At 49.3% G+C, this 24,168-nt stretch carries 22 protein-coding genes and 1 tRNA gene; 11 read left to right on the forward strand and 12 right to left on the reverse strand.

Translation table 11 applies throughout. The annotated features are described in order from the left end of the window. Positions 1 to 10 precede the first annotated feature (10 nt). From Undi14_RS12515 to Undi14_RS12525, 3 genes are all read left to right on the forward strand, one after another. Positions 11 to 1,150 (forward strand): acyl-CoA dehydrogenase family protein, encoded by a 1,140-nt coding sequence (locus Undi14_RS12515; protein ID WP_200180610.1) that lies wholly within the window; start codon positions 11 to 13, stop codon positions 1,148 to 1,150. A gap of 218 nt (positions 1,151 to 1,368) precedes the next feature. Continuing rightward, positions 1,369 to 1,833 (forward strand): MaoC family dehydratase, encoded by a 465-nt coding sequence (locus Undi14_RS12520; protein ID WP_186885405.1) that lies wholly within the window; start codon positions 1,369 to 1,371, stop codon positions 1,831 to 1,833. Positions 1,834 to 1,843: 10 nt separating this feature from the next. After that, the gene (locus tag Undi14_RS12525) at positions 1,844 to 2,296 is read left to right on the forward strand and encodes a MaoC family dehydratase (protein ID WP_200180612.1); all 453 of its coding nucleotides are present in this window, start codon (positions 1,844 to 1,846) and stop codon (positions 2,294 to 2,296) included. A gap of 81 nt (positions 2,297 to 2,377) precedes the next feature. Here the strand turns inward: Undi14_RS12525 and Undi14_RS12530 are convergent, their stop codons facing one another. Together Undi14_RS12530 and Undi14_RS12535 are read right to left on the reverse strand one after the other, a co-directional pair. Beyond that, positions 2,378 to 2,848: a CYTH domain-containing protein gene (locus Undi14_RS12530; RefSeq protein WP_200180614.1), complete on the reverse strand. Its 471-nt coding sequence runs from the start codon at positions 2,846 to 2,848 to the stop codon at positions 2,378 to 2,380. A 135-nt stretch (positions 2,849 to 2,983) separates the two neighbouring features. Next, positions 2,984 to 4,108: a M14-type cytosolic carboxypeptidase gene (locus Undi14_RS12535; protein ID WP_200180616.1), complete on the reverse strand. Its 1,125-nt coding sequence runs from the start codon at positions 4,106 to 4,108 to the stop codon at positions 2,984 to 2,986. A 237-nt stretch (positions 4,109 to 4,345) separates the two neighbouring features. Here Undi14_RS12535 and Undi14_RS12540 point away from each other — a divergent pair. Further along, positions 4,346 to 4,422: transfer RNA gene (locus tag Undi14_RS12540), tRNA-Pro, on the forward strand. Between the two features lie 179 nt (positions 4,423 to 4,601). On the opposite strand, the gene Undi14_RS12545 is transcribed toward Undi14_RS12540, so the two are convergent. Then, a complete protein-coding gene (locus Undi14_RS12545) occupies positions 4,602 to 4,847 on the reverse strand; it encodes a hypothetical protein (protein ID WP_190477961.1) in 246 nt (81 codons plus the stop codon). Positions 4,848 to 5,613: 766 nt separating this feature from the next. On the opposite strand from Undi14_RS12545, the gene Undi14_RS12550 reads away from it, so the two are divergent. The 5 genes from Undi14_RS12550 (at position 5,614) to Undi14_RS12570 (ending at position 12,887) form a co-directional block, all read left to right on the forward strand. Beyond that, entirely contained in the window at positions 5,614 to 5,769 is a 156-nt protein-coding gene (locus tag Undi14_RS12550) for a hypothetical protein (RefSeq protein WP_200180617.1), read from the forward strand. A gap of 114 nt (positions 5,770 to 5,883) precedes the next feature. Beyond that, a complete protein-coding gene (locus Undi14_RS12555; protein WP_200180619.1) occupies positions 5,884 to 7,188 on the forward strand; it encodes a dicarboxylate/amino acid:cation symporter in 1,305 nt (434 codons plus the stop codon). A 294-nt stretch (positions 7,189 to 7,482) separates the two neighbouring features. After that, the gene (locus Undi14_RS12560) at positions 7,483 to 9,363 is read left to right on the forward strand and encodes an ATP-binding protein (protein WP_200180620.1); all 1,881 of its coding nucleotides are present in this window, start codon (positions 7,483 to 7,485) and stop codon (positions 9,361 to 9,363) included. Further along, on the forward strand, positions 9,356 to 10,687 hold the full coding sequence (locus Undi14_RS12565; RefSeq protein ID WP_186885415.1) for a sigma-54 dependent transcriptional regulator: 1,332 nt from the start codon (positions 9,356 to 9,358) through the stop codon (positions 10,685 to 10,687). The genes Undi14_RS12560 and Undi14_RS12565 overlap by 8 nt, the downstream gene beginning before the upstream one ends. 193 nt (positions 10,688 to 10,880) lie before the next feature. Continuing rightward, positions 10,881 to 12,887, forward strand: coding sequence for a bifunctional diguanylate cyclase/phosphodiesterase (locus tag Undi14_RS12570; RefSeq protein ID WP_200180622.1), 2,007 nt, complete (start codon positions 10,881 to 10,883; stop codon positions 12,885 to 12,887). A gap of 149 nt (positions 12,888 to 13,036) precedes the next feature. Here Undi14_RS12570 and Undi14_RS12575 read toward each other — a convergent pair whose 3' ends face one another. The 9 genes from Undi14_RS12575 to Undi14_RS12615 form a co-directional block, all read right to left on the reverse strand. Beyond that, the gene (locus tag Undi14_RS12575; protein ID WP_200180623.1) at positions 13,037 to 13,651 is read right to left on the reverse strand and encodes a Crp/Fnr family transcriptional regulator; all 615 of its coding nucleotides are present in this window, start codon (positions 13,649 to 13,651) and stop codon (positions 13,037 to 13,039) included. 40 nt (positions 13,652 to 13,691) lie between these two features. Further along, the gene (gene cydX, locus Undi14_RS12580; RefSeq protein ID WP_200180624.1) at positions 13,692 to 13,805 is read right to left on the reverse strand and encodes a cytochrome bd-I oxidase subunit CydX; all 114 of its coding nucleotides are present in this window, start codon (positions 13,803 to 13,805) and stop codon (positions 13,692 to 13,694) included. A gap of 22 nt (positions 13,806 to 13,827) precedes the next feature. Further along, positions 13,828 to 14,964 (reverse strand): cytochrome d ubiquinol oxidase subunit II, encoded by a 1,137-nt coding sequence (cydB, locus tag Undi14_RS12585; RefSeq protein ID WP_200180625.1) that lies wholly within the window; start codon positions 14,962 to 14,964, stop codon positions 13,828 to 13,830. A 1-nt stretch (position 14,965) separates the two neighbouring features. After that, the gene (locus Undi14_RS12590) at positions 14,966 to 16,585 is read right to left on the reverse strand and encodes a cytochrome ubiquinol oxidase subunit I (RefSeq protein WP_200180626.1); all 1,620 of its coding nucleotides are present in this window, start codon (positions 16,583 to 16,585) and stop codon (positions 14,966 to 14,968) included. Beyond that, the gene (gene cydP, locus Undi14_RS12595) at positions 16,582 to 16,857 is read right to left on the reverse strand and encodes a cytochrome oxidase putative small subunit CydP (RefSeq protein ID WP_200180627.1); all 276 of its coding nucleotides are present in this window, start codon (positions 16,855 to 16,857) and stop codon (positions 16,582 to 16,584) included. Before cydP ends, Undi14_RS12590 begins: the two co-directional genes overlap by 4 nt. Before the next feature lie 180 nt (positions 16,858 to 17,037). Then, the gene (locus tag Undi14_RS12600; RefSeq protein ID WP_200180629.1) at positions 17,038 to 17,460 is read right to left on the reverse strand and encodes a DUF2946 domain-containing protein; all 423 of its coding nucleotides are present in this window, start codon (positions 17,458 to 17,460) and stop codon (positions 17,038 to 17,040) included. 98 nt (positions 17,461 to 17,558) lie between these two features. Then, on the reverse strand, positions 17,559 to 18,926 hold the full coding sequence (locus Undi14_RS12605; protein WP_200180630.1) for a PepSY domain-containing protein: 1,368 nt from the start codon (positions 18,924 to 18,926) through the stop codon (positions 17,559 to 17,561). Between the two features lie 83 nt (positions 18,927 to 19,009). Continuing rightward, positions 19,010 to 21,121 (reverse strand): TonB-dependent receptor, encoded by a 2,112-nt coding sequence (locus Undi14_RS12610; protein WP_200180631.1) that lies wholly within the window; start codon positions 21,119 to 21,121, stop codon positions 19,010 to 19,012. 300 nt (positions 21,122 to 21,421) lie between these two features. After that, positions 21,422 to 21,844: a DUF2946 domain-containing protein gene (locus Undi14_RS12615; protein WP_200180632.1), complete on the reverse strand. Its 423-nt coding sequence runs from the start codon at positions 21,842 to 21,844 to the stop codon at positions 21,422 to 21,424. Between the two features lie 187 nt (positions 21,845 to 22,031). Here Undi14_RS12615 and Undi14_RS12620 point away from each other — a divergent pair, with 187 nt between their 5' ends. Beyond that, positions 22,032 to 22,700 (forward strand): response regulator transcription factor, encoded by a 669-nt coding sequence (locus tag Undi14_RS12620; RefSeq protein WP_200180633.1) that lies wholly within the window; start codon positions 22,032 to 22,034, stop codon positions 22,698 to 22,700. Positions 22,701 to 22,705: 5 nt separating this feature from the next. Next, positions 22,706 to 24,094, forward strand: a complete 1,389-nt coding sequence (locus Undi14_RS12625; protein WP_200180634.1) for a sensor histidine kinase — start codon at positions 22,706 to 22,708, stop codon at positions 24,092 to 24,094. Positions 24,095 to 24,168: the final 74 nt, after the last annotated feature.

Consider the following 24,168-nt stretch of genomic DNA (forward strand, 5'->3'; position numbering starts at 1 on the left):
GGAGAGCACCATGGATTTCGCATTAACACAGGAACAGACACAATTTGCCGAAGCGGTTCGTCGTTGGGTAGAAAAAGACTACGGCTTTGAACAACGCAAACACATCATCGCTTCCTCTGAAGGTATTTCAGCAGAAGCCTGGTCTGCACTCGCAGAACTTGGTGCGACGGCCTTGCCTGTCCCAGAAGATCAGAGTGGCTTTAACGGTACGGCGATCGACATGATGGTGGTCATGCAGGAACTTGGTCGCGGTCTGGTCATCGAGCCGTATTTTGCTACCGTGTTTGCGGCTGAATTTCTGAAACAGGCGAAAGCACATTTCGATGTATTGGAACAAGTCGCCGCCGGAGAAATCAAACTCGCAGTCGCCCTGCATGAGAAACAATCGCGCCATGATTTAACCGATATTGCGACGACAGCGACAAAATCTGCCGACGGCTATACGCTGAACGGTAAAAAAACCGTGGTGCTGCATGGTGCTCAGGCCGACAAGTTGATTGTTTCAGCCCGCGCCAGCGGTGCCACACGCGATAAGAATGGCATACAGTTGTTCATTGTCGATGCCAATGCCGCAGGTGTAACGCGTCAGGATTACCGCACCATCGATGGTTATCGTGCGGCGGACATCAGTTTTACCAACGTTCAGGTTCCCGCGATTGCCTTGCTCGGCCGCGAAGATGGCGGCTGGGAATTACTCGATGCGGTGTCTGACTATGGTGTTTCTTTGCTGTGTTCAGAAGCCATTGGCATTATGGAAGCCATCACCTCGGCAACGCTGGAATATCTGAAAACACGCCAGCAATTCGGTGTCCCTATCGGTAAATTCCAGGTGCTGCAACACCGTATGGCAGACATGTTCATGGAAATGGAACAGGCGCGCTCGATGGCAACGTTGGCGGCAGTCAAGGTGTCGTCAGAGAATGCTGAAGAACGTCGCCGCACTTTGTCTGCAGCCAAAGCACGTGTCGGTCAGGCCGCAAAATATATCGGCCAGCAAGCAGTACAATTACATGGCGGCATGGGGGTGACCAATGAATTGCCGGTCGCGCACATGTTCAAACGACTGACCATGATAGAGCTGTCGCTCGGCGACACTGATCATCATCTGGCCCGCTTCGTTGCACAGCCTGGTTTTAAAAACGCTGCATGATAAAAAAGTCCCGACCCTGCTCGGGACTTTTTTCTATGTCCGCCACACCAGTGTGGCGAATATCGTTTGAGCAGCGATAGTAAAGACAATACCTGAATATCCATGCGCCTGGCAGAGTGAAAATCTGCTGAGAAGCGCATCAATACTCAGAGAAAGCTCAAAAAACGTAAAGAAATTCAGATAAAACCCAATAAAAATAATGTCATCAAGGAGACCGTATGACGACCAAGCAATTCACCTGGTATTTTGAAGATTTCATTCCCGGCAGCGTGATTCCACTGGGACAACGCACTGTCACCGAAGAAGAAATCATCCACTTTGCGCAGCAATTCGATCCGCAATCTTTTCACGTTGATAAAGACGCCGCCAAAGCTTCGATTTTCGGCGGCGTCATCGCCAGCGGCTGGCACACCTGCAGCATGATTATGCGCATGGTGGTCGATGGTTTCATTGCCGATTCGTCGAGCATGGGTTCACCCGGTGTAGACGAAGTGCGCTGGATACTGCCAGTGCGCCCCGGCGATACACTGACCGTCAGCGCTGAAACCGTCTCAGTAAAGCCATCGTCATCGCGCCCGGACAGAGGCGTCGTCAACACCGTATGGAAGGCAGTCAATCAGGATGGACAACTTGTCTGCACCATCAAAGGTATGGGCATGTTTGGTCGCCGCCCGCAAGCATAAGGAGAATGATATGCGTGAAATCAAGTCACTCACAGAACTCAAATCGCTCGTTGGCACTCAGGTAGCAAGCTCAGACTGGATCAGCATATCTCAGGAAAGGGTGAACACCTTTGCCGACGCCACTGGTGATCATCAGTGGATACACATAGACGTGGAACGGGCAAAAAAGGAATCGCCATTTGGTGGCCCGATTGCGCACGGTTTCCTGACCCTCTCTTTGCTACCCATGCTGATGGCAGACGCGCTTCACCTCAGTTACGTCAAAATGGGCGTGAATTATGGGCTCAACAAAGTACGCTTTCCAGCACCAGTACCGGTCGGCAGCCGTTTGCGTGCTCACCTGACATTGCTGCAGATCGACGACATCAAAGACGGTGCACAGATGACCTGGGAAGTCAGTATAGAACGGGAAGGCAGCGACAAACCTGTCTGCGTTGCAGAATCAATCGCGCGTTGTTACTAACGTCAGAGAATTTTAAATTTGTACGGGTGGCAAATCGGTGTTCACGATTTGCCACCGGTCGCCTTCTTTAACAGCGAAACATTATTTAGCCCACGAACAATAGGGATATTTCAGCAAATTCGCGTTCGCATAACGACGATCATGGCTGACTTCTTCCCCGAGCCACGCAGGTCGTTCAAACACCTGATCTTCGGATTGCAACTCCACCTCCGCCACTACCAAGCCAGCGTTGTCACCAAAAAATTCATCGACTTCCCAGACCAGATCACCAGCAGGAATGCGGTAACGGTTTTTCTCTATCAAGGGTTGTTGGCATACCTGATCAAGTAAGGTCTGCGCATCCGTCACCGGAATCGCATATTCCCATTCGCCACAGGCAATCCCGGTCGACAAGCCTTTAATCGTCAGCATCGCAGCGTCACCGTCAATCCGCACGCGCACGATACGTCCCGGCTCCGCACTGATATACCCCTGACGCAAATAAGTTGCCACGCCCTGCTGCTTCCAATCATCGCCAACGACGAGAAACTTACGCTCTATTTCTATACCCATATACTTTTAACCTTATGCTTGTTCATCGCCCCGAACCAGTATTTTCTCTGCTTTTAGCGTTGAAGAAGACAATGCGCGAAAAAAAAGACACCGCACAAATACTGCCGGTGTCTTTTTCTTTATTGATTAACCGTATCAGCTATTCAAGGAAACCAGGATCGGTTGCAACATCGCTTCACCCAGTTTGATACTGCGGGCACCATCCCATCCAGTTTCTGCATCCGGCAAATTCGCATTGTCTTTGAACGGTAATTCCAGTGTCAGTGACACGCATTTAAATGTGTGACCAATATACTTAGAAGCCAATTTCAACATGTCTTCATTGTATTTCGACGCCTCGTAACCAAACTTGGTCTGAAAATCAGGGCTGGCAGCGCAGAAGCTATCGACAAACACTTGCTGCTCTTTTGCCTGCTTCTCGGTAAAGCCTTCGATCATCTCACTACCTGCCACAAATACATACGGCAAAGCCTCGTCGCCATGAATATCGAGGAACAGATCGCAACCGGTTTCATGAATTTTGTTTTTTACGTGGAATACTTCCGGGCTGGTTTCCAATGATGGCGTCATCCATTCGCGATTCAGATTGGCACCGGCCGCATTCGTACGCAGATTGCCGCGCGCAGCGCCGTCAGGATTCATATTCGGCACGATATACAATACAGCCTTATCCAGAATACTGCGGGCAATCGGGTTAGCCGTATCCAGCAAGGCGCCCAGCAGTCCTTCGACCAGCCACTCCGCCATCGTCTCGCCCGGATGTTGACGGGCAATTATCCAGATCTTTTTCTCAGCAGCAGGATCGCCAACCACCACCACATTCAGGTCGCGACCATCAACGGTATTGCCCAGATCCACGACTTCAACCAGCGGCGAATGCTGAACACTACTCAGTAAATCGAGGTGACGTTCCCAGCTGTATGGCTCGAAATAAGCGTAATACACACTGTCGTATTCAGGCGTATGGCGTATCGTCATCACCTTACCATCAAATTCCGTATCGACACGGAACCAGGTTTCACGGTCGTAACTTGCCACCGCACGATAATTTTCCCAGCCCTTAGCATAAGTCGCCTCGCCTGCATTCAGAATACGCATCACTGTTTCCTGATGACGTGCACCTTGCAAACGGAAATGAAACCATTGCCAGATATCGGCATGTGAATCTTTACGCAACTTCAGTTCGATTGTATCTGCCTCTTCTGCCCTCACCACTTCGATCGCTCCCGCGTCGAAATTCTGACTGATTTTTATGGTCATAAATATGTATGTTGTGTAGTTTTATTCCCCACCGCAGCGCCAATTCACGTCAACAACATCAGGAATTCACGCATACGACCTGTGTGACTGTATTTTTACAGCTTTTCAGGAAATATGAAAATATTTTAGTCAAATATTCAAAATAAATTGTTAAATTCTTTCGGGGATTTTCTGCAAAACGACACCGGCAAGCATGGTAAAAACGCCATTCATGCACTATAATCTTTGGCTCAGAGTCGGGGCGTAGCGCAGCCTGGTAGCGTACGTGCATGGGGTGCACGGGGTCGTGTGTTCGAATCACACCGTCCCGACCAATAAAATCAAGGACTTAGGCCAATCATGCGATTGGCCTTTTTTCTTTCTGAGGAATGTACACCAACAGATTTTTCTTCTTTTTCTGACGAAATGAAGTTAGCCAAGGCTTCCGTTAGTTCAATAACCTCATAAGGAAGATGCTGGCACATCAATCGATATCGGCCAGCGATTCTTTGCATTATGGGAATGTCATGTCCAAACCGATCAGGCGGCTAAGGACGAAGGTAATCAGCCCCAAGCCCAGCAGCAACAGCATGAAAACTACGACCACCTTGCCGCCCGTGCGCAGCACTGCGCGCATCTCCGCTGCACTGTCTTTCTGCTTCTGCCCTTGATCGTAATGCCATTTGATGGCGAAAAACATGCCTGTACCAAGCACGAGAAGTTTAAATATCACTAAGACTATTGGGGTCCAATCCATCATTTTGCGTATTTCCAGGCTATTACTTAACAGTATTTATCGTAAAAGGCGCGACCTTAAAACGCTGCGTTAGCCGTTACACTTTTTGCTTGCCCATTTCATCAGGAATTCAGTTTGAATGTCATTCGATTTATCGATAACACGAGGCGCCTAAAGCGCAGTGATAGGCCGAATAGGGCCGAATAGAAACGAATGCAGATGAAAGATGAAAAAGAGAAAACCTTAACGACTGCCATGCAAGCGCAGCATTACTGCACGCACTCAGGCATACTACTTCAAAACAATTTTCATACCTTGAGACAAAATGTCTCAGTTAAAAAACGTACAATAAGAAAAGTACCTATCTGCTTACCAGGATTCGCAGTACACAGTGCGCCACGCCTGATGCAGATGGCGCATTCGTCGCAGATCAACCGATCTTGAGCTCGTCACAGCTGGTACGTGCAGCACGCAGCGTGAGCATCATTCGAGAGCGCAATGAATGTAGTCGCACATTACTTCACTGCTTAAGTGTTTATTTATCATGATCTCAAGCGGGAAGATGAGCCGACCGCAAACACCTCTATCTTTTTTCAGGCGAAATTCGTTCGGAAATCCGAATATTAACAACAATCATTTTCCGGAAAACCGATCCTCTCGCGCATTTACACCTAAAAATTACCTATAGCAATCAATAGCTTATAGATTATTTAGTAGTGGCATGATCTGTGCGATAGAAACACCAGCCTCGCACTCGCGCGGCCAACAAATAAATAACGGAGACAAACCCATGAGTGCAGTAAGAACTCACATGGAGCACGGCCAGTCCGGTAACAGCAAAACCCTTATCAACAGCGACAACATCGGCCACATACACTGGCAAAACGCGACATCACTGTCGTCGATGTCCGTCGTACTGGAGAAATCGTGCTCAAACGCAAAATAATCAGCCGTGGGCAACATGCTGAAATTCATCGCCCCGAAGTGCTGATCGCGCCACCAATGATCCCGAATATGACCGTCTGAAGTCCACTTCACGTCAAAACAATAGGAAGCCATTATGAAATTGAACAAATTAACGACGCTGATCATGGTTGCCATGGTATTCGGCATCATTGTCGGCTATGCATGCAACGCCCTCGCTACAAGCCCTGCCCAAGCCAAGGAAATAGCCTCTTACTTCAGCATACTGACCGATATTTTTCTACGCCTGATCAAGATGATCATTGCCCCGCTGATTTTCGCCACTCTGGTGTCAGGTCTGGCTGGCATGGGTGACTCGAATGCAGTTGGCCGCATCGGTGCCAAAGCTCTGGGCTGGTTCGTCGGCGCATCGCTTTGTTCGCTTGCGCTGGGCCTGGTGTTCGCTAATTTATTGCATCCTGGTCTGAATCTCGGTATTCCATTACCGGAGGTCGGCAGTTCTGTAGGTTTAAAAACCAGTGCGCTGAATCTGAAGGATTTCATTACCCATGTTTTCCCGAAAAATATTTTCGAGGCAATGGCTGCGAACGAAATTCTGCAAATCCTCGTCTTTGCGGTGTTCTTCGGTGTAGCGCTCGGTCATATTCATAATCAATCCGCCCGCAGTCTGGTCAAAACACTGGAAGAAGTCGGCCATGTCATGCTCAAGGTCACCGATTACGTGATGCGTTTTGCGCCCGTCGGCGTCTTTGGTGCTGTTGCTGGCATTATCACGACGCAAGGTCTGGGTATGTTGATGGTTTTCGGAAAGCTGCTGATCAGTTTCTATGTCACGCTGGGTGCTCTTTGGTTGGTGCTGATTCTGGCTGGTTACTTCGTACTGGGTAAGGAAGTTTTCCGCCTGATCAAACTGATTCGCAGCCCGATGCTGTTGGGTTTTTCTACCGCCAGCAGCGAATCGGCCTATCCGAAATTGATGGAGCAACTTGAAAAATTCGGCATCCGCGACCGCATCACTGGTTTCGTGCTGCCGCTCGGTTACTCGTTTAACCTTGATGGTTCAATGATTTATACCACCTTCGCAGCGCTGTTTGTCGCCCAGGCTTACGGTATCGAACTGAGTATCACCACGCAGATCGCCATGCTATTGGTACTGATGATCTCCAGCAAGGGCATCGCCGGTGTACCGCGCGCCTCGCTGGTCGTGGTCGCCGCCGTGCTGCCGATGTTCAACCTGCCGGAGGCGGGTTTGCTGCTGGTTCTCGGCATTGATCACTTCCTCGACATGGGGCGTACTGCGACCAACGTACTCGGCAACGCAATTGCCACCGCCGTCGTCGCCAAGTGGGAAAATGCAATAGACAATGTCGACAATTCCCTGGCTGAAGCAGACGAAGCATTACCTATCGCAGATGATCTGGTGATGACTAAAGCATCCTGATTTTTACCTGCTCTATGGTTCAGTAAGGCCTTTGGACTGAACCATAGAGCAACAATCGATCGCTCCTGTAACACCTGATTTAGGGAGTGAACGACGATAAGTTACACCTCTTTTTTGCGTTCGTTTCGACTGCAATACCCTCATCAGGCTGGCCGGCATCAGGAAAAATGACTCCGTTTTTTAGTTTCCGCCATAGAGCTAATCACAGAACAAACAACGATCAGAGAGTGCCGCCTGTTTGTCAATCGTGGTCGCAAATTCCTCTATAATAGGCCGCCGAACCACCCCGCCACCATGTCCAGTCATCGTCCCCTACGCTACCTGTTGCTTCTGATATCGCTCATCATCCTGATGGTAATGAGTGGATTTGGCGCGTATCGCATTGCCCAGCAACTAGGTCTGGCCGACCTGCAAACCACGGGTTTGCATCGCCTTGATCTGTACAGTGCCAGCCTGGAACGTGAAATCGGTAAATACGCATTTCTTCCCGGCACGCTGGGTCTGGAACGTGACGTTCTGGCCTTGCTGGAAAAGAGTAACCATGACAAATCGGGTAAGCTGGAGCCACAGGTCAACGCTTACCTTGAGCAACTCAACGAGCGTGCAGGCACGCTTTCTATCTATTTAATCGATACCAACGGGCATGTCGTTGCCTCCAGCAATTGGCGTCGTGCTGACAGTTTCGTCGGCGAAGAGCTTGCGTTTCGCCCGTATTTTCGTGAGGCGATGGAAAGCGGTCATGGCCGCTTCTTTGGTATCGGGACAACCCGTGGCGAGCCCGGCTATTACCTGGCCTCGAAGCTGAGTGACGATAACGAGACGCTGGGCGTTGCCGTCATCAAAGTCAGCCTGGAACAACTTGAAAAATCATGGACTACCGTAGAAACCCCTGCCATGGTCAGTGATGAAAATGGCGTCGTCATCCTCGGTTCGGTCGCCAACTGGAAATTCACGACTCTGCGTCCATTGGAAGAAAAGACCCGTACAGCCTTCGATCAGACGCAGCAATACAATCGGCGCGCCCTGAAACCGTTGGGCTTGAAAGAGTTGCGCGAACTCGATCACGGCGCAAGACTGGTCAGCATTGCGAAGGATAGTCCTGAGATCGCCTCGGTCTATCCAGTGGCCGGGCGTTTTCTGGCGCAATCACGACCATTGCCCGGTACACCCTGGACGCTGACCGTACTTTCGCATCTGAAACAGGTGGATGATATTGCGCAAAGCCGTGCCGCCGTTGCAGTTGTCGTCACCGCACTACTCTTTATGTTTGGTCTGATGGCCAATGAACGTCGTCGTCATCTGAAGGATAGGCTAGCTGCCCGCGAAGCCCTGCAACAAGCGCATGACGAGCTCGAGCGGAAGGTAAATGAACGCACCGCTGACCTGTCCGCAACCAATCTCCAGTTGCAGGACGAAATTACGGAACGCATACGCGCTGAACGCACATTGCGTGCCGCACAGGATGAACTTGTGCAGGCTGGCAAGCTGGCGGTAATCGGGCAACTATCGACGGGCATCGCGCATGAACTTAACCAACCACTGGCTGCCCTGCGCACACTCTCAGGCAATGGCGTGCGCTTCCTGGATCGCGGCGATCTCAACACTGTTCGCACTAATCTCGAAAGAATTGCCCAACTGACGGATCGCATGGGTCTGATTACCGGCCAACTGCGTACCTTTGCCCGCAAGTCCAGCGGCCAGTTACAGGCGGTTCCACTATGTAACGCCCTGGACAATTCGTTGGCACTGCTTGAGCAGCGCTTGATTCATGCCAACGCCGAGGTTCGCCGTTACTGCCCACTGCCCGAACCGGTCGCGCTATGCGATGTTAACCGACTGGAGCAAGTATTAATCAATCTGATCGGTAACGCACTTGATGCCATGGAAGGTCAACCCGCGCCCGTTATTGAGCTAGGCTGTGAATCAATCGGCCAACAAGCACGCCTGACGGTGCGCGACCACGGACCAGGGCTGGACGACGCGGCCCTGAGCCATTTGTTCGAAGCGTTTTTCACCACGAAACAGGCCGGTGGCGGACTGGGGCTTGGTTTGACGATTTCTGCCGACATTATTCGCGATTTCGGTGGCACCCTGACCGGTACCAACCATCCCGAAGGTGGTGCTCTGTTCACATTAGAAATCCCTCTCATAAACAAGGCTGGGCAACATGAGTGAAGTTCTGAAAGTACTGATCATCGAGGATGACCCTGACGTCGCACTTGGCTGCGAACAGGCATTACAACTCGAAGGCATTGCCGTCGAATGTGTCAGCAGCGCCGAGCAGGCACGCCGCCGGCTGGGTCGTGACTTTCGCGGTGTCGTCGTCAGCGACATCCGGCTGCCTAAAATGGATGGCATGAGCTTCCTGCGTGAGACGCTCAACATTGACCCGGAATTGCCAGTAGTTCTGATCACCGGACATGGTGACATTTTAATGGCCGTGCAGGCGATGAAAGATGGTGCACACGATTTCATCCAGAAACCTTTCGCTCCGGAATATCTGGTCGAGGTCGTGCGCCGGGCGCTGGAAAAACGTCGCCTTGTACTGGAAGTGCGCGATCTGCGGCGTCAACTCGACCAACGCGACCTGCTCGAAGGAAAAATGATAGGCCGCGCGCCATCAATGCAAAAAATCCGCGACATGGTCGCCCGCCTCGCCGACAGTGCCGCTGATGTGCTGATTCATGGTGAAACCGGGACTGGTAAAGAACTCGTCGCCCGCTGCCTGCATGAAGCCAGCTCGCGCCGACACGGCAACTTCGTCGCTATCAACTGTGGCGGGCTGCCAGAAACCTTATTTGACAGCGAAATTTTCGGCCACGAAGCTGGCGCTTATACCGGTGCTGCAAAAAAACGTATCGGTAAAATTGAGCATGCCAGCGGAGGCACGCTGTTCCTTGATGAAATCGAGAGCATGCCGCTCGCCATGCAAATCAAATTGCTTCGCGTATTGCAGGAACGCACCCTGGAACGTCTGGGCTCGAACACACCGATAGCAATTGACTGCCGCGTCATTGCCGCGACCAAAACTGACTTAGTCGAACTGGCCGCTACTGGCGCTTTCCGTAACGATCTGTATTACCGGCTCAGCGTCGCCACACTGGATCTGCCGCCACTACGCGAGCGGCGTGAAGACATACCTCTGCTTTTCGAACATTTCCTGCTGCTGGGTGCCGCACGCCATCAACGCGCGGTGCCGGAGACAACAGCCAACCGCATTCGCCAATTAGTCGGTTATGGCTGGCCGGGAAACATCCGCGAACTTCGGAACGTTGCTGATCGCTGCGTTCTCGGTATAGAGAGCGGCTCACCACCTTTTGGCCAACCACAAACAGACGGCGCAATATCACTAGCCGAGACCGTCGATGCCTTCGAACGAGCACTGATCGCCGATGCACTGCACCGCCACCGCAGCCTCGCCCGCACGGCAGAAGCACTGGGCGTCGCAAAAACAACACTGCACGACAAGATAAAAAAATACGGACTGGATGGAAACTAAAAGCAGTTAAACAAAGGCGACGCCTGCTAATCCGGCCACTCACATTTACTAAGGCCTTTCAAATTACGTCTTGACAGACCCGCCTGACCGCCTCGCTAATTGTCAAACACCGTTAAGCATTAACAAAAAGTAACAGTGCAAGCAAAGGCCTTTTAATATCATGGAAGATTACCCGACCGTGTAATGGAAGACTATGTTGCAGCACAGGACTCAGATATGGCATGAAACTCTGCGTAATCACCCACGAGGTCTGGTTGTTAACACCGCGGCGATTCTCGGTGCCACTTTAATTGTCGGCCATACGCACTCGCACTGGTTCTGGCTCTGGGTTGTCATTTCTCTGGGTGTTTCCGCTGTGCGGTATGGTATTTATGTGTATTGCTGCCATTCCATCAAACAGCACTCAGCGCAAGCCATACCAAAGCATCAGATAGTCCTGCTTCACTTGTCAATTTTAAGTGCTGCTATCAACTGGATGATCGTTGCCTGGATAGGCATTCCTGAATTTCAGGCAAAAGATAAATTCGCCATACTGATTATCATTTCCGCCCTTGCAGGAGGCGCGACCGGTACGCTGGCATCGTTAAAAATCACAGGCAAAATTTATGTCGCGCTGCTGATTATCCCGGCATCCTTGCGAATGTTGTTGATGGACGACCCGAGCTTGTCCGTTCTTGCAATACTGGGATTTATTTTTGCATGGGTCATGATGAGCAGCCATCAGAATAATTTCAGGCTACTCGAGCGTTCGTTGCATCTGGCAAGAAGCAACGAAGATCTGATCTCTCAGCTATCCGTCAAAAATACAGAAATCAGCAACATTAATTCAGAGCTGGAACAAACCGTTGAAGACAGAACCAAGGAATTGCAATACCTGGCAAATCACGATCCGTTGACATCCTTGTTAAACCGGCGTGGATTAGCAGGGCAATCGTATCAGCCTAAGCCGGTAACACATCACCAGTTATTTCTGTTCATTGATCTTGACCGGTTTAAACATATTAACGACGGATTAGGCCATGACTGGGGTGATCTGTTGTTACAAGTCGTAGCACGTCGCCTGAAAGAATTGGTGGATGAGCTGGCAGCCGAATGTGGCGCCTGCCATCACTCAGTTTGTCGCTGGGGTGGAGACGAATTTGCAGTGCACTTTATCTGCGAAACATTCTCTGCAAAAGACGTACATCCTGCTTGCCACTATCTGCAGGTAATGTTGTCGCAACCTTACCAGATCAATGGTCGCCAATTACATATTGGAGCCAGTATCGGCATCTTTGAAAAATGCGGCGAAAAACTGACCAACATTGCTGATGCGGTGAGCTGCGCAGATATGGCTGCGTCAGAAGCCAAACGTTTAGGTCGTGGCAGGATTGTATTTTATTCTGAGGTACTGGCAGATATTCAGCGGCGCCGGCTGGCGCTATCGATTGCACTGGCAAATGTGCACAAAGACGGTTCTTTGAAACTGCTTTTTCAACCTATTGTCGCGGCAAAATCAACAGAAGTTGTTGCGTTGGAAGCTTTACTTCGCTGGACGTGTGCTGAAATCGGCCCCGTTTCTCCCGATGAGTTTATTCCTCTGGCCGAGGAGTCCGATCATATTATCAACATCGGTAAATGGGTACTCCAGCAAGCATGTTCTGCAGCCAAAGCCTGGCAAGACAAAAACGATGATCACATTACCCCAAAAGTGGCAGTGAACACATCGATCCGGCAATTGATACAAGCATCGTTTGCCAATGAGGTACAAGCTATCCTGAAAAATACAGGGCTTGGTGCCGATCGTCTGGTGATTGAGGTTACCGAAAGTGTTTTCGATGAACAGAATATGCAGCAGGCTCTGATCAGCCTGCTTGCTTTGCATGAGATGGGAGTAGAAATACATCTGGATGATTTTGGCACTGGCTATTCGTCGCTATCACGTTTGCATGAGTTCCCGATCGACGCCATCAAAATCGATAAGAGCTTCGTCATGTCGGCAGATGAAAAATCTCTGGCGGTTGTTGAAGGAGCGCTACTGATTGCCAAAAAATTTGGATTGAAAGTGATAGCGGAAGGTGTAGAGTCCGCCCAGCAACGTGAAAAATTAATGACACTTGGTGTCGACGAGTTACAAGGCTATTTCTTTGGGAAACCGACAGAAATAGGAACATTGTCCGTGACAGAGACTAGCGTGCCCAAGCTGACAAACAACGCATAGTGATCGAATCGCCACGATTCCATTTCATTGACTACCTTAAGCCTTACTTTAAGCTCTTCCTGCTTTTTAAAGCTACGCTTTTAAAAAACAGTTTCAAATAAAAAAGCCTGATCTTTACAGATCAGGCTTTGCAGAGACATAAAAGACTCTTAATGCGAAAGTGCAGTCTCTCCCACCATACGACGAAGGCGATGCGTGGGTCCAGTTCGTTTCATTTGCTTGCGATTCTCATTCTTCAGAGAATTCGCCTCGCGTAAGCTGGTCAGAACCCGGCAGACTGTTTCTCGGGTTGAATGCACAATCTCCGCCATATTCCCCAAACTGGGCAACGTATCCGAGGCAAATTCGCTGAATACCTGATTGGCATCGGGCCTCAGCATCTGCAGCAAGCGTTTGACACGTTCGTCCACCGTACCGGTTCTCAGACTGACAACCTGACGGCAGCGGATATGGTTGGTAGCGATGGTTTTCATCAGTAAAGCTGTCATTGCTTTATCATCAGCGACATCGACAGGCTGCAATTTTACCGGCGTAATTGCCCGGACTTGCAGTGTTTCGCTCACCCCTGAAAAACACTCGACACCCAGCAAATCGCCGGGTAACGCCAATCGCACAAAATTGATTTTGCTTTCGTCTGACTCATCCACACTATTGATACGTACCGTCCCAGATTCTATACGCCACAAGGCGCTTAACTCATTCATTGTTAAGACCTGACGCGGCAACAAATACCGCTCAGATCTGTTCATTATGCTGGATTGCATAAGATCTCCGTAAAATTAACAAATGATGTATTTGCTCGAATTATTTATCGTCGTCTTCGTGACCTCTGGCACTTTGCGCCTCGAACCACAAAGCATTAACGACTGCCAGCAATACCGCCATCGACGTTCCCAACATCCAACTGAAATACCACATAATGATTCCTTTCTGAGTGCGCTTAATACAGCGACTTGCTATTTGCCTGAATATTGGCAACCGTGACTTTTCCACGCATGACGCGGTAGGCCCAGCTGGTGTAGCCAACGACGATTGGCGTCATCACCAGTGCAACCCAAAACATAATGTTCAGCGTACGCTGACTGGAGACGCAATCCCAAACCGTCAGACTGTGATCAGGATGTGAACTGGATGGCAGCACAAATGGGAAAATCGCGGAGCCTGCCATCAGAATAATGCCGGCACAAGCAATACCACTGCCGATAAAAGCGATACCGCCACGGCGTGCCAGCGTTGCGATCAATCCAAGTGCAATTCCCGCATAGGCAAGGCCGACCAGCAAAAAGATCAGCGGATAACGTTCATAGTTACTCCACCATCCGCCAGCCTGACGCAACACCGTTTTTGTCAGAGGTGAAATGCCTTCACCAACGAGTATGTCTGAGGTAATCCGGTAACCTTCCATCCCGGAAACCATGACACCCGCCACCGCCAATACCAATGCCAGTACTAAGCCGCTGACCATACTGACGCGGCGGGCACGCTGCGCAATCTGTTGTTCGGTGCGTAATTGCAGATAATTCGCGCCGTGAAATACCAGCAGCGTCAGACTGGCAACGCCGCACAGCAATGTGAATGGCGTAAACAATGCCCAGAAACTGCCGGTATAAACGGGAAGCATATTGTCTTCAAAGTGAAATGGAACACCTTTAATGACATTTCCTATCGCCACCCCAAATACCAGCGAAGGCACTGCACCACCGACAAACAAGCCCCAGTCCCAGGCAGCGCGCCAGCGCGGATCGGCTACCTTGCTGCGATAGTCAAAACCGACAGGACGGAAAAACATGGCCCACAATACGGCCATCAGGGCAAAATAAAACCCGGAAAATGCTGTTGCATAGACCAGTGGCCATGCGGCAAAGATCGCGCCACCAGCTGTAATAAACCAGACCTGATTACCATCCCAATGTGGTCCGACCGTATTGATAATGACACGACGTTCATCATCATTGCGACCGATGAACGGCAGCAGTGTGCCGACACCCATGTCATGCCCGTCCATAATGGCAAAGCCGATCAACAGTACGCACACCAGCAACCACCAGATTAATTTCAGTAATGTGTAGTCAAGCATGTCACACCTCTTTTGAAGACAAAGCGGCCGCGTAGACAGGTGTGGTCACACCAGTTACGCCAACGTTAGCATTGGTTGATTCCAGCGCATATTTCCCGGTACCGAGACTTGATGGTCCAAACCGCACGTATTTCAGCATCAGATACACCTCGGCAATCAGCAACAAGGTATAGAACAGCAAGAAGCCACCAAGTGAAAACAGCACATCGTTTCCGCTTAATGCCGACGTCGACAAATGCGTCGGCAACATCCCCTGCACTGTCCAGGGCTGGCGCCCGTACTCAGCAACAAACCATCCCATTTCGCAGGCAATCCACGGCAACGGCACACTCCATACGGCCCATTTCAACAACCATGGACGAGACTCTATGCGATTCCGTGCCGCCGACCAGAACGCCACAGCAATCAGCGCCAGCATGGCAAAAGCAACAGCAACCATGATGCGGAAAGTCCAGAACATAGGCGTCACTTTAGGGAAAGCATCGCGCAAGGCTTGGGCTTTCATTTCTGGCGTTGCCAGACGTACGTCAGAGATATATTTTTTTAACAGTAAGCCATAACCCAGATCTGCCTGTACCGCTTTAAAGTAAGCCAGCTTCTCAGCATTTTTTGGATCTTTACGCAAAGCCTCCAGCGCGGTAACAGCGACGGTGCCACGCTCGATGCGACTCGCAATCTTCACCTCCAAGGCATCAATACCGGGAATGACCTTGTCGACGCTGCGAGTGCCGATCAGCCCCAGAACATAAGGTATGCGTATCTCTGCATGATTCGTTTTATTGACTTCATCAGGAATACCAAACAGCGTCAGGCCCGCTGGAGCCTCTTCCGTTTTCCACATACCTTCCATCGCCGCCATTTTTGTTTCCTGGGTTTCAGCAGCGGTGTAACCAGACTCATCGCCCAGCACAATGACCGATAAAACCGATGCTAATCCAAAGGCAGCAGCAATGCGAAATGAACGCAATGCAAATGCGGTGTCTCTCTTCTTAAGCAGATACCAACTGCTGATGGACAAAACAAAGATCGAACCTGTGACATAACCAGCGCTGATGGTATGCACAAATTTTGCTTGCGCTACAGGATTAAAAATCACGTCGGTGAAACTGCTTAATTCCATGCGCAGGGTCACAGGATTAAACTCGGCACCGACAGGATTCTGCATCCAGCCATTCGCAATCAATATCAGTAATGCAGACAAATTTGATCCGATCGCAGTCAGATAAGTCACGCTGAGATGGCCGACCTTACTCAGTCTGTCCCATCCAAAAAAGAACAGTCCGACGAAAGTGGATTCCAGAAAGAAAGCCAGCAAGCCTTCTATCGCCAACGGCGCACCAAAAATATCACCGACGTAATGCGAGTAATAAGCCCAGTTGGTACCAAATTGAAATTCCATCGTCAACCCGGTGGTCACACCAAGCGCGAAATTAATGCCGAATAATTTTCCCCAAAATTTGGTCATGTCACGATAAATTGTTTTGCCCGTCATCACATAGACGGTCTCCATAATGGCCAGTAACAAGGACAAACCCAGCGTCAGGGGGACAAATAAAAAATGGTATAAGGCGGTGGCAGCGAACTGTAGCCGCGACAAATCCACCAAAGATTCTGAAATCATTGCTTTTCCTTTGCATCTGTTTCATTTCCGTTGATATCGCCCGGTCTGTTTAGCTGATCTTTTGTTGCTGGCAACATGCGCTCCTCCATACCGTGAGCAGCTGCATCAGCTGGCAAACGTTGTGGAAAAAAAGCAGCTTTAATTGAAAAAAGCAGTACCAGCTTGAACAGCAACACCAGAATAATTTCCCGCTTTAATTTGAATTGCAGCGAACGATGTGGTGTCACAGGAGTATCAGTCTTTGATACTCCTGCTGTATTTTGCAAAGACATAGCCTGTCTCCGGAAATGAGATAAAAATCGGAAGTAAGCTACCAGCCGCAATCACGACGAGAGCCAATATTGATGGCAGGCGCGTCATGGAAGTCTGGAGGCATTACTTCTGTCTGAAGATGACGGTAGTGCTCCACAGCATCAGAAAACCAATGCCGTGAAACAGAACGTCATCTGAAATCAGAAGATGGCGGGAGGCGCGCGAACGGAGGGTACCAGCCAGGCAATTTTTTTTGCGACAGCCAGCGTTTGAAAAGAGAAAAACTGACTTTCACTGATCGTGACAGGGAAAGTAAATTCAGGAACAGGAGGTAAGGCGAATGTCGCCGCATTCGTCAGACAATAAGCACAATGCTCGAAATGCGCGGTATCAGAGACATCGGCGGGCTTGACGCTCGTTTTTTCGAGTACGGCCCCGGCAGGGGAAAATAAAATCCAGCTCAATCCATTCGATGCACAGATTTCTTTCCATTCGCCCGCTTGAATACTGCTTTTAGCCGATGAATGACTGATGGCCTGCGAAGCCAACGGCATCAGGGAATTCAACAGAATCGCCAGAATGGCGATCCAGCTAAAACCCTTACTGCGTCGACGATTTCGCATAAAAATGAAATAAAAAGTAAATCCACAGGATAGTGTACGCGCTCAAATGAAGGATTATTTGATCTGGCGCATACAGTCATTCAGCAAATCAAAAGAAATCAATCTACGGTATTGCGTCGGATAACGAATACGTAATCCAGCGCCAACATCAACAGCATAGAAATTCCTACCAGAGGGAAGATGATACCGCCCAGCATCAGCAATATAAAAACAACTTTTAACGCGCGGCGATTGGCTGGCAACGGTGGAATTCCTATCATCCCTGCGGGACGCCGCTTCCACCACATCACAGCAGACGAAATACAGAGCAGCACGATTGCACAACAAACCGCCAGCATCAGCAGTTGATTCGCCAGACCAAATTCTTGCCCCAGATGAACATTGATGCCCCACTCCAGCCCTTTACCAACTGGACCGTAATCCGCAAAACTCATATCAAGTAACACCTGTCCGGAAAACTGGTCGAGATGAACGACTCTTTGCTTTGCAAGGTCGTTCGGATAGACGGATCCTGTGAAAACTCCGGTCGTAGTAACAGGCAAATTGATCGCATAGGTTTTTGCAAGACCCAGTTGATCAAAAATAGAAACCGCTTTATCAAGACTGATCTGAGTATGCATAGCTGCATCGCTTGCAGGATGAACATGAGTAGCAGAAGTCGGTGCTTTAGCTTGCTCCAGTGACCACGCAACAGGGGCAACATGATTAATATGTTCATCCGACATAGGTACGCTGACGCGCACGCCAGCGGGATAACCAAAGTTGCTGTCATTAGCCCACTGATTCACTTTGTCGCCCCACACTATCGACCACGGCATGCCAGTGACGGCGAGGAAAAGAATAAATACCCCGGCGATGATTCCGGTAACGGCATGCACATCACGCCAAAACACGCGCTGAGACGGCACACCACGCACCTTGAGTAAGCCATCCAATGATGATGTGTTTTGCCGCGGCCACCACAAATAGGTGCCAGTGATCACCAGCAAAATACACCACCCCGCAGCCACTTCAATCATGCCATTGGCGATCGGACCAAAATACGCCAGACTGTGCAGTCGCCGTATTGTCCACGACACGCTGCCCCGATTCGGCATACTCCCCAACACCGTGCCACGATAAGGATCAACATAGATCGCCATCACATCACCACCCGCACCTTTAATATCCACCTCAGCAGAGCCAGATTTACTTGCAGGAGGAACATAGCGCAAGGCCTGACCGGGATAGGCCGCTAACGCCGTCTGCACAATAGTTTCATGTGAATGCGGTGATCCGGCCGTCGCTTTAACGATCTTGATGTCGCGATAAATATAATCATCAATCTCGGTGTGGAATAAATAGATAGCTCCCGTTACAGCCAATATCAGCATGAACGGCAACACCAGTAAGCCTGCGTAAAAATGCCAACGCCATGCCGCCCGGTAAACATCGACAGGTCGCGTTGCAGAAAAAAATGTATTCATGCGGTATCTATTAAAATTAGTTAGCAGCCGTCAGGTCTGCCTGATCAGTGTTTTCTATACGGTGATCAGGCAGACCATTTCACTTAAAACTTCATATTGGCAGAAAGATAGAATGCCCGGCCATCGCCTGGGGAATGACGTGTCAGATCGTTGATCCACACATATTCGTAGTAACGATTAGCCAGATTTTTTACCTGGAATTCCAGTTCCACCGATGGAGTGAATTTGTATTTGGCACCGACATTAAATAAAGCGTAAGCACCATATTTACTTCCAGTGTTCGCCGTGGTCAGATAATAGTCGCCCTGCCCGTTGCCTGATACCGATAACAGCAATGCTGGCGTGACCTGAACATCGTAGCCAGCGGAAAATATATATCCGGGCACGTGGTCAATTTCCTTACCCGCTGTTATCGGTGCAGTTGGGTCTGGCACAACAATCTTTGAGCGTTGGCGTGAATAAGAAAACCATGTGCTGCTGTATTGGTCAGGACGGATGTTCACCTGCAGGTCAACACCGCTACGCCTGGTACTGCCGACGTTTTCAGAATCGCCGGAAGGGTCATTCAAGCGACGTTTTACTTCATCCGATGCACTTTGTTCCCACACAGAAAAACGGCCATTTATCCAACTGACAGGCGTCAATTTGACACCTGCTTCCCAACCATCATTAATCGATGGGCGCAGATCATTTTTATTCGATTTGTAAGCTGCAGCACCCGCTCCAATCTGGAATGTCCTGCCCCAATTTCCATATACGCTGGCAGACTGCAATGGCGAGTACACGATGCTCAGCTTGGGCTGACCGATCACCCCATAATCCTGAATGCCGTAATGGACATTTTTGGATACGTCATTAAAACTACCATCAAATTTATCCACGCGATACGCAGGAATAATTTTTAAGGTATCCGTTGCCTGAATGGCGGCCTGTATATATGCCCCGTAATTATTCAGCGTAAATTTCTGATCTCGGGTCGTCGTCACCCTTACCTTGTTCGACGTACTGTAACGCGGGCTTTTATCATCCTGATGTTCGGCATTGACGCCCGCCTCAATCGCCAGATCTTTCAACCAATCTGTTAATGCAAGACCTGGGCGATACGTCACAGAATTCAGGATACCGATATGCGTTTCATCGATAACACGTTCCTGTTGCGATGTTGTATTGGAATAGCGTAACCAGCGCTGATCTTTTATCTGATTCAGATACACCTTTGTCGCTAGCGATGTTTTATCTGTAGGATCAGCATCAATATGGACGCTTAATTGATTCATCTGACGATTGCCACCTTCAGACTGCGCATAAGGATACGATATCGTCGGACGAGTATAAGCGTCTGCTGCCGTCAGGTAGCCGGCTTCATCTCCATTACTTTCTGTATGACGCGCAATGATGCCAAATCGCATACGAGCATCATCAGTGGTATAAAACCATTTGCCACCCACGGTGGATTTTTCAAAGGTCGCGTTATCACGATATCCCGCTGATTTCAGATAACCGGCAAAATAATTCTGCGACCAGTTATTGCTTTCCCATCCTTTAGCGAGCTGAACTTCTTTTGTATCAAAGCTGCCGTAGGTCACCCGCGCTTCGTTGTAGTTACCACCGCTACGAGTAACGATGTTCGCATTTCCGGCGATATTGTGCAGTCCATAACGTGGATCATTCGTTCCACGTACGACTTCAATCGATCTGATTTCTAATGGGAATAACATGTCCAGCAGTTGCATGCCGCCGCCATTATCATTACTAGGCACACCATCGATCAGCAGCTTGACCGCGTTCACTTCACCTTCACCATTGAATCCGCGGAAAGACAGCTTACCTGATTCACTCCCTTGCCTGAACTGGGTCATCATCACACCAGGTGCTTTGCTGAAGAGCTCCCACGTATTCACTACCTGTTGGGTCTGTATCAGATCGGAACCAAGAATATCGACGGAACTGAGGACACTTTTTGCCGCTATCGGGCCAATTTTTTGGCCGCTGATTTCGACTTTACCAATTTCCATTGCTGAATCATTGAGCCCGCCGCCGCTATTGCCGACAGTTTCCGCTGAGGCGGTGGTAATACCGACAGGAGCAAATAAACTCGCAATAACAAGCGCACTAGTCCTTAAAACAGGAAGGGAAAATCGCTCTGAATGAGCTTGATGAATTAAACGGTTAGCAGACGATGTACAGAAAAACATAAAAATCCTTGGTCACAATAGTGCTCACCCGTTGACCTGAAAAGGTAAGACGGGTTTTAACTTACGAGTACAGCAGATATTGCCCGCTTCAGCGCAAACAAATTCGGCTGTCTGTCGTAAATTGCGTATCAGGTAGAAAAGATGTACGCCGGAATGCATTCAGCATCACAATCAGCAGCGTGCAAACAAAGCTGATGTGTCATGGCGACAGAATGAATGTGCAAACGGATCGAAACAGAATGACATCTGTTCGAATGACAAAGAATTCAATAATAGTCGCGAAGACAATCAGCCAATCAATCAGCCGATAACAGGAGGAGCGCGCGGATGCGCATGCAACCAGGAAAATAAAAGCTTAGGGGAATGGTAAAACAGGAAGGGCAACAAGGCGTGACCAGCAGGCACAATCCACTGCACTGACAAGTCCACAGGCAAGGCAAATGTTCCGGCATGCGTCGCACAAAATGAACATTGCTTAAACTGGTGGTGCTTTGTATCCAGAGAAGACTTACTGAGCAGAACTTGCTCGGCCGGAAGAAATTTTGTTCCGGCAGCAGAACATATTTCTACCATCTCTTGTGGGGAGATCACTTTTGAAACGGCATAATCCAATGACGGCAGCAGCGCATTCAAAAAGATCGCAATACATGCGATCCAGATGCTCTTTTCATACCAGTGTCGATTGATTATTCCGAGTTTCATGCCAGTATTATAATTCAACATGACGCATTTTATAACTCAGCTTATCACTCAGATCATCGTCCACACGACAAAACAGTACGACAACGATGCCGCGTTTCCATCTTCGCAGCCTGAAGCGTATTTAAGAGCGGCTCTATGTCAACGCTCATGCAATAATGCCCCAAAACAGTAAGCGTCCTCAATCGCCAATCATTCTTCCTTTTCATTTATGCATATTCTTTTAGTCGAAGACGATCCGGTGCTGGCAGAAGGCATCTCTCAGATGTTGCGCGAGCATGGCATGTTGGTAGATGTCGCCCGCAATGGTAAAGACGCCTGTTTTATCTCTCAGGAACAAAAAATCTCGGTCATGATTTTGGACATCGGCTTGCCGGATATGGATGGTTTTGATGTACTGCATCACATACGGAAAATTCAGCGGAATAATTTTCCCGTCCTGATGCTGACTGCAAGAGATGCGATCCTGGATCGCGTCAAAGGCTTTGAAATGGGAGCAGATGATTATCTCGTCAAACCTTTTTCGACGTTGGAATTAGTCGCACGTTTAAAGGCCTTGGTCCGACGATCATCCCCTGCTTCTGTCGGAATCCGGCTTGGTCTGCTTCATCTTGACTCACAAACAAAGCGGGCTGCCGTTGATGCTCAGGTCATCGATTTATCTGCACGTGAATGGACAATACTTGAATATCTGCTTAAAAATGAAAACCGTGTCGTGTCCAAACAGCAGATCATCGATGCCATCTTGCTGCATGACGGAGATATTTCGCTCAACGCAATTGAAGTCTATGTCTCACGGATACGCTTAAAGCTCAACAACGCTAAGGTGATGATCCGCACAATTCGTGGCTTTGGCTATATGCTGGAAGAGGAAAAGTGAAACTGATGAGTTCCGGACAGCCAAGCATTCGTCGCAGTCTATTAGGATGGTTAATCATTCCCCTTTTATTAGTGAATTTCATCGGTGGCGGTCTTGTGTACTGGCTTGCCTGGGAGCCGGCTCAACTTGCGTTTGACCAAAGTCTGGCTGATACATGCTGGGCACTGGCGACACGGTTAAATAAAACAGAGGCTGGCATCAGCGTAGATCTGCCCTCTTCTGTAGAGCAGGTACTAAGGGTTGATCATATCAACACCATCTATTTTGCAATCCGCAATCAAAACAATCAGACGCTGGCTGGCGATTCCGACTTTCCGACTCTGGCTCAGCCGGAGAATCTCGACGAGCCTCATTTTTCAAACGGAAAAATGCGTGGTGAAGAGATCCGTATCATTAATATTAAATTTTCAGCCGGCGATCAGGATGTCGTCATTTATGCTGGCGAAACGTTAAAAAAGCGTAATGCGATCCGCACCAGAATACTGACAGCGTTAATATTTATCGAAGGGGCTTTAACCTTTTTACTTCTGGGCGTGGTGTGGATCGCGGTAACAAAAGGTTTGTTACCACTGAAGAAAATACAGGCGGATCTGAATCAACGCGATTTTGATGCGTTGTCAGCAATCCCGGTTGAAGAAAACGCTTTAGAACTTGGTGCTGTTGTGACCGCCATTAACCGTTTGCTCAAAAAAATAGAAATCGGTTCCAATGCCCAACAAGAGTTTCTGGCCAATATTGCGCATCAGTTACGCACGCCTTTAGCTGGATTAAAGGCGCAAATCGAATGGCTACAGGACAAATATGCGAGCGAGATGACAACGGCCAGATCCATCTCGTTAATGATGATCTCAACCGAACGGATGATACGGCAAACAAATCAATTGCTGTCACTCGCCCGGGCAGAACCAAGTAAATTTGAACGAAAACGACTGGAGCCTGTATCGCTCGATACGATTGTGACTGATTGCATTCCTCATTTTCTCGGCGCGGCTGATAAAAAAAATATCGACTTAGGTTTTGAGCTTGCTCCGACGCGTATTTCCGGCGAAGCTTTCTTACTGCGCGATCTGATAGAAAACCTGATCGATAACGCGATCAGTTATACCCCAGAGGGTGGGGTCGTCACAGTCAACACCTTTACCAAAGGCGAACAAGTAATTTTTTCCGTTGAAGATAACGGCCCGGGCATACCAGAGCCAGAGAGAGAATTGATTTTTCACCGTCACTATCGCATTTACGAAGGAACAGGTGAACGTGTCAAAGGGAATGGTATCGGCCTGGCAATCGTTGCCGACATTGTCAAAGATCATAATGCGCAAATCACGATCAGCGACGCCGAAACAGGAGGCACCATTTTTTCGGTTCACTTTCCGGCAATTCGCGATAATGAATGACGGCTAAAAAATAGCGGTTATATTTTTACTTGTCAGGATTTTGTCAGCTTACTGTCATGTTTTTGACAGTTTGC

It is taken from the genome of Undibacterium sp. 14-3-2 (assembly GCF_016595265.1).
In the GTDB taxonomy this organism is placed as follows: Bacteria; Pseudomonadota; Gammaproteobacteria; order Burkholderiales; family Burkholderiaceae_D; genus Undibacterium; species Undibacterium aquatile.

Bases quoted from the DNA above. Each gene is read 5' to 3' on its own strand.
- Undi14_RS12515 (WP_200180610.1), top strand. From the start codon at position 11: ATGGATTTCGCATTAACACAGGAACAGACACAATTTGCCGAAGCGGTT.
- Undi14_RS12520 (WP_186885405.1), top strand. From the start codon at position 1,369: ATGACGACCAAGCAATTCACCTGGTATTTTGAAGATTTCATTCCCGGC.
- Undi14_RS12525 (WP_200180612.1), top strand. From the start codon at position 1,844: ATGCGTGAAATCAAGTCACTCACAGAACTCAAATCGCTCGTTGGCACT.
- Undi14_RS12530 (WP_200180614.1), bottom strand. From the start codon at position 2,848: ATGGGTATAGAAATAGAGCGTAAGTTTCTCGTCGTTGGCGATGATTGG.
- Undi14_RS12535 (WP_200180616.1), bottom strand. From the start codon at position 4,108: ATGACCATAAAAATCAGTCAGAATTTCGACGCGGGAGCGATCGAAGTG.
- Undi14_RS12545 (WP_190477961.1), bottom strand. From the start codon at position 4,847: ATGATGGATTGGACCCCAATAGTCTTAGTGATATTTAAACTTCTCGTG.
- Undi14_RS12550 (WP_200180617.1), top strand. From the start codon at position 5,614: ATGAGTGCAGTAAGAACTCACATGGAGCACGGCCAGTCCGGTAACAGC.
- Undi14_RS12555 (WP_200180619.1), top strand. From the start codon at position 5,884: ATGAAATTGAACAAATTAACGACGCTGATCATGGTTGCCATGGTATTC.
- Undi14_RS12560 (WP_200180620.1), top strand. From the start codon at position 7,483: ATGTCCAGTCATCGTCCCCTACGCTACCTGTTGCTTCTGATATCGCTC.
- Undi14_RS12565 (WP_186885415.1), top strand. From the start codon at position 9,356: ATGAGTGAAGTTCTGAAAGTACTGATCATCGAGGATGACCCTGACGTC.
- Undi14_RS12570 (WP_200180622.1), top strand. From the start codon at position 10,881: ATGTTGCAGCACAGGACTCAGATATGGCATGAAACTCTGCGTAATCAC.
- Undi14_RS12575 (WP_200180623.1), bottom strand. From the start codon at position 13,651: ATGCAATCCAGCATAATGAACAGATCTGAGCGGTATTTGTTGCCGCGT.
- cydX (WP_200180624.1), bottom strand. From the start codon at position 13,805: ATGTGGTATTTCAGTTGGATGTTGGGAACGTCGATGGCGGTATTGCTG.
- cydB (WP_200180625.1), bottom strand. From the start codon at position 14,964: ATGCTTGACTACACATTACTGAAATTAATCTGGTGGTTGCTGGTGTGC.
- Undi14_RS12590 (WP_200180626.1), bottom strand. From the start codon at position 16,585: ATGATTTCAGAATCTTTGGTGGATTTGTCGCGGCTACAGTTCGCTGCC.
- cydP (WP_200180627.1), bottom strand. From the start codon at position 16,857: ATGTCTTTGCAAAATACAGCAGGAGTATCAAAGACTGATACTCCTGTG.
- Undi14_RS12600 (WP_200180629.1), bottom strand. From the start codon at position 17,460: ATGCGAAATCGTCGACGCAGTAAGGGTTTTAGCTGGATCGCCATTCTG.
- Undi14_RS12605 (WP_200180630.1), bottom strand. From the start codon at position 18,926: ATGAATACATTTTTTTCTGCAACGCGACCTGTCGATGTTTACCGGGCG.
- Undi14_RS12610 (WP_200180631.1), bottom strand. From the start codon at position 21,121: ATGTTTTTCTGTACATCGTCTGCTAACCGTTTAATTCATCAAGCTCAT.
- Undi14_RS12615 (WP_200180632.1), bottom strand. From the start codon at position 21,844: ATGTTGAATTATAATACTGGCATGAAACTCGGAATAATCAATCGACAC.
- Undi14_RS12620 (WP_200180633.1), top strand. From the start codon at position 22,032: ATGCATATTCTTTTAGTCGAAGACGATCCGGTGCTGGCAGAAGGCATC.
- Undi14_RS12625 (WP_200180634.1), top strand. From the start codon at position 22,706: ATGAGTTCCGGACAGCCAAGCATTCGTCGCAGTCTATTAGGATGGTTA.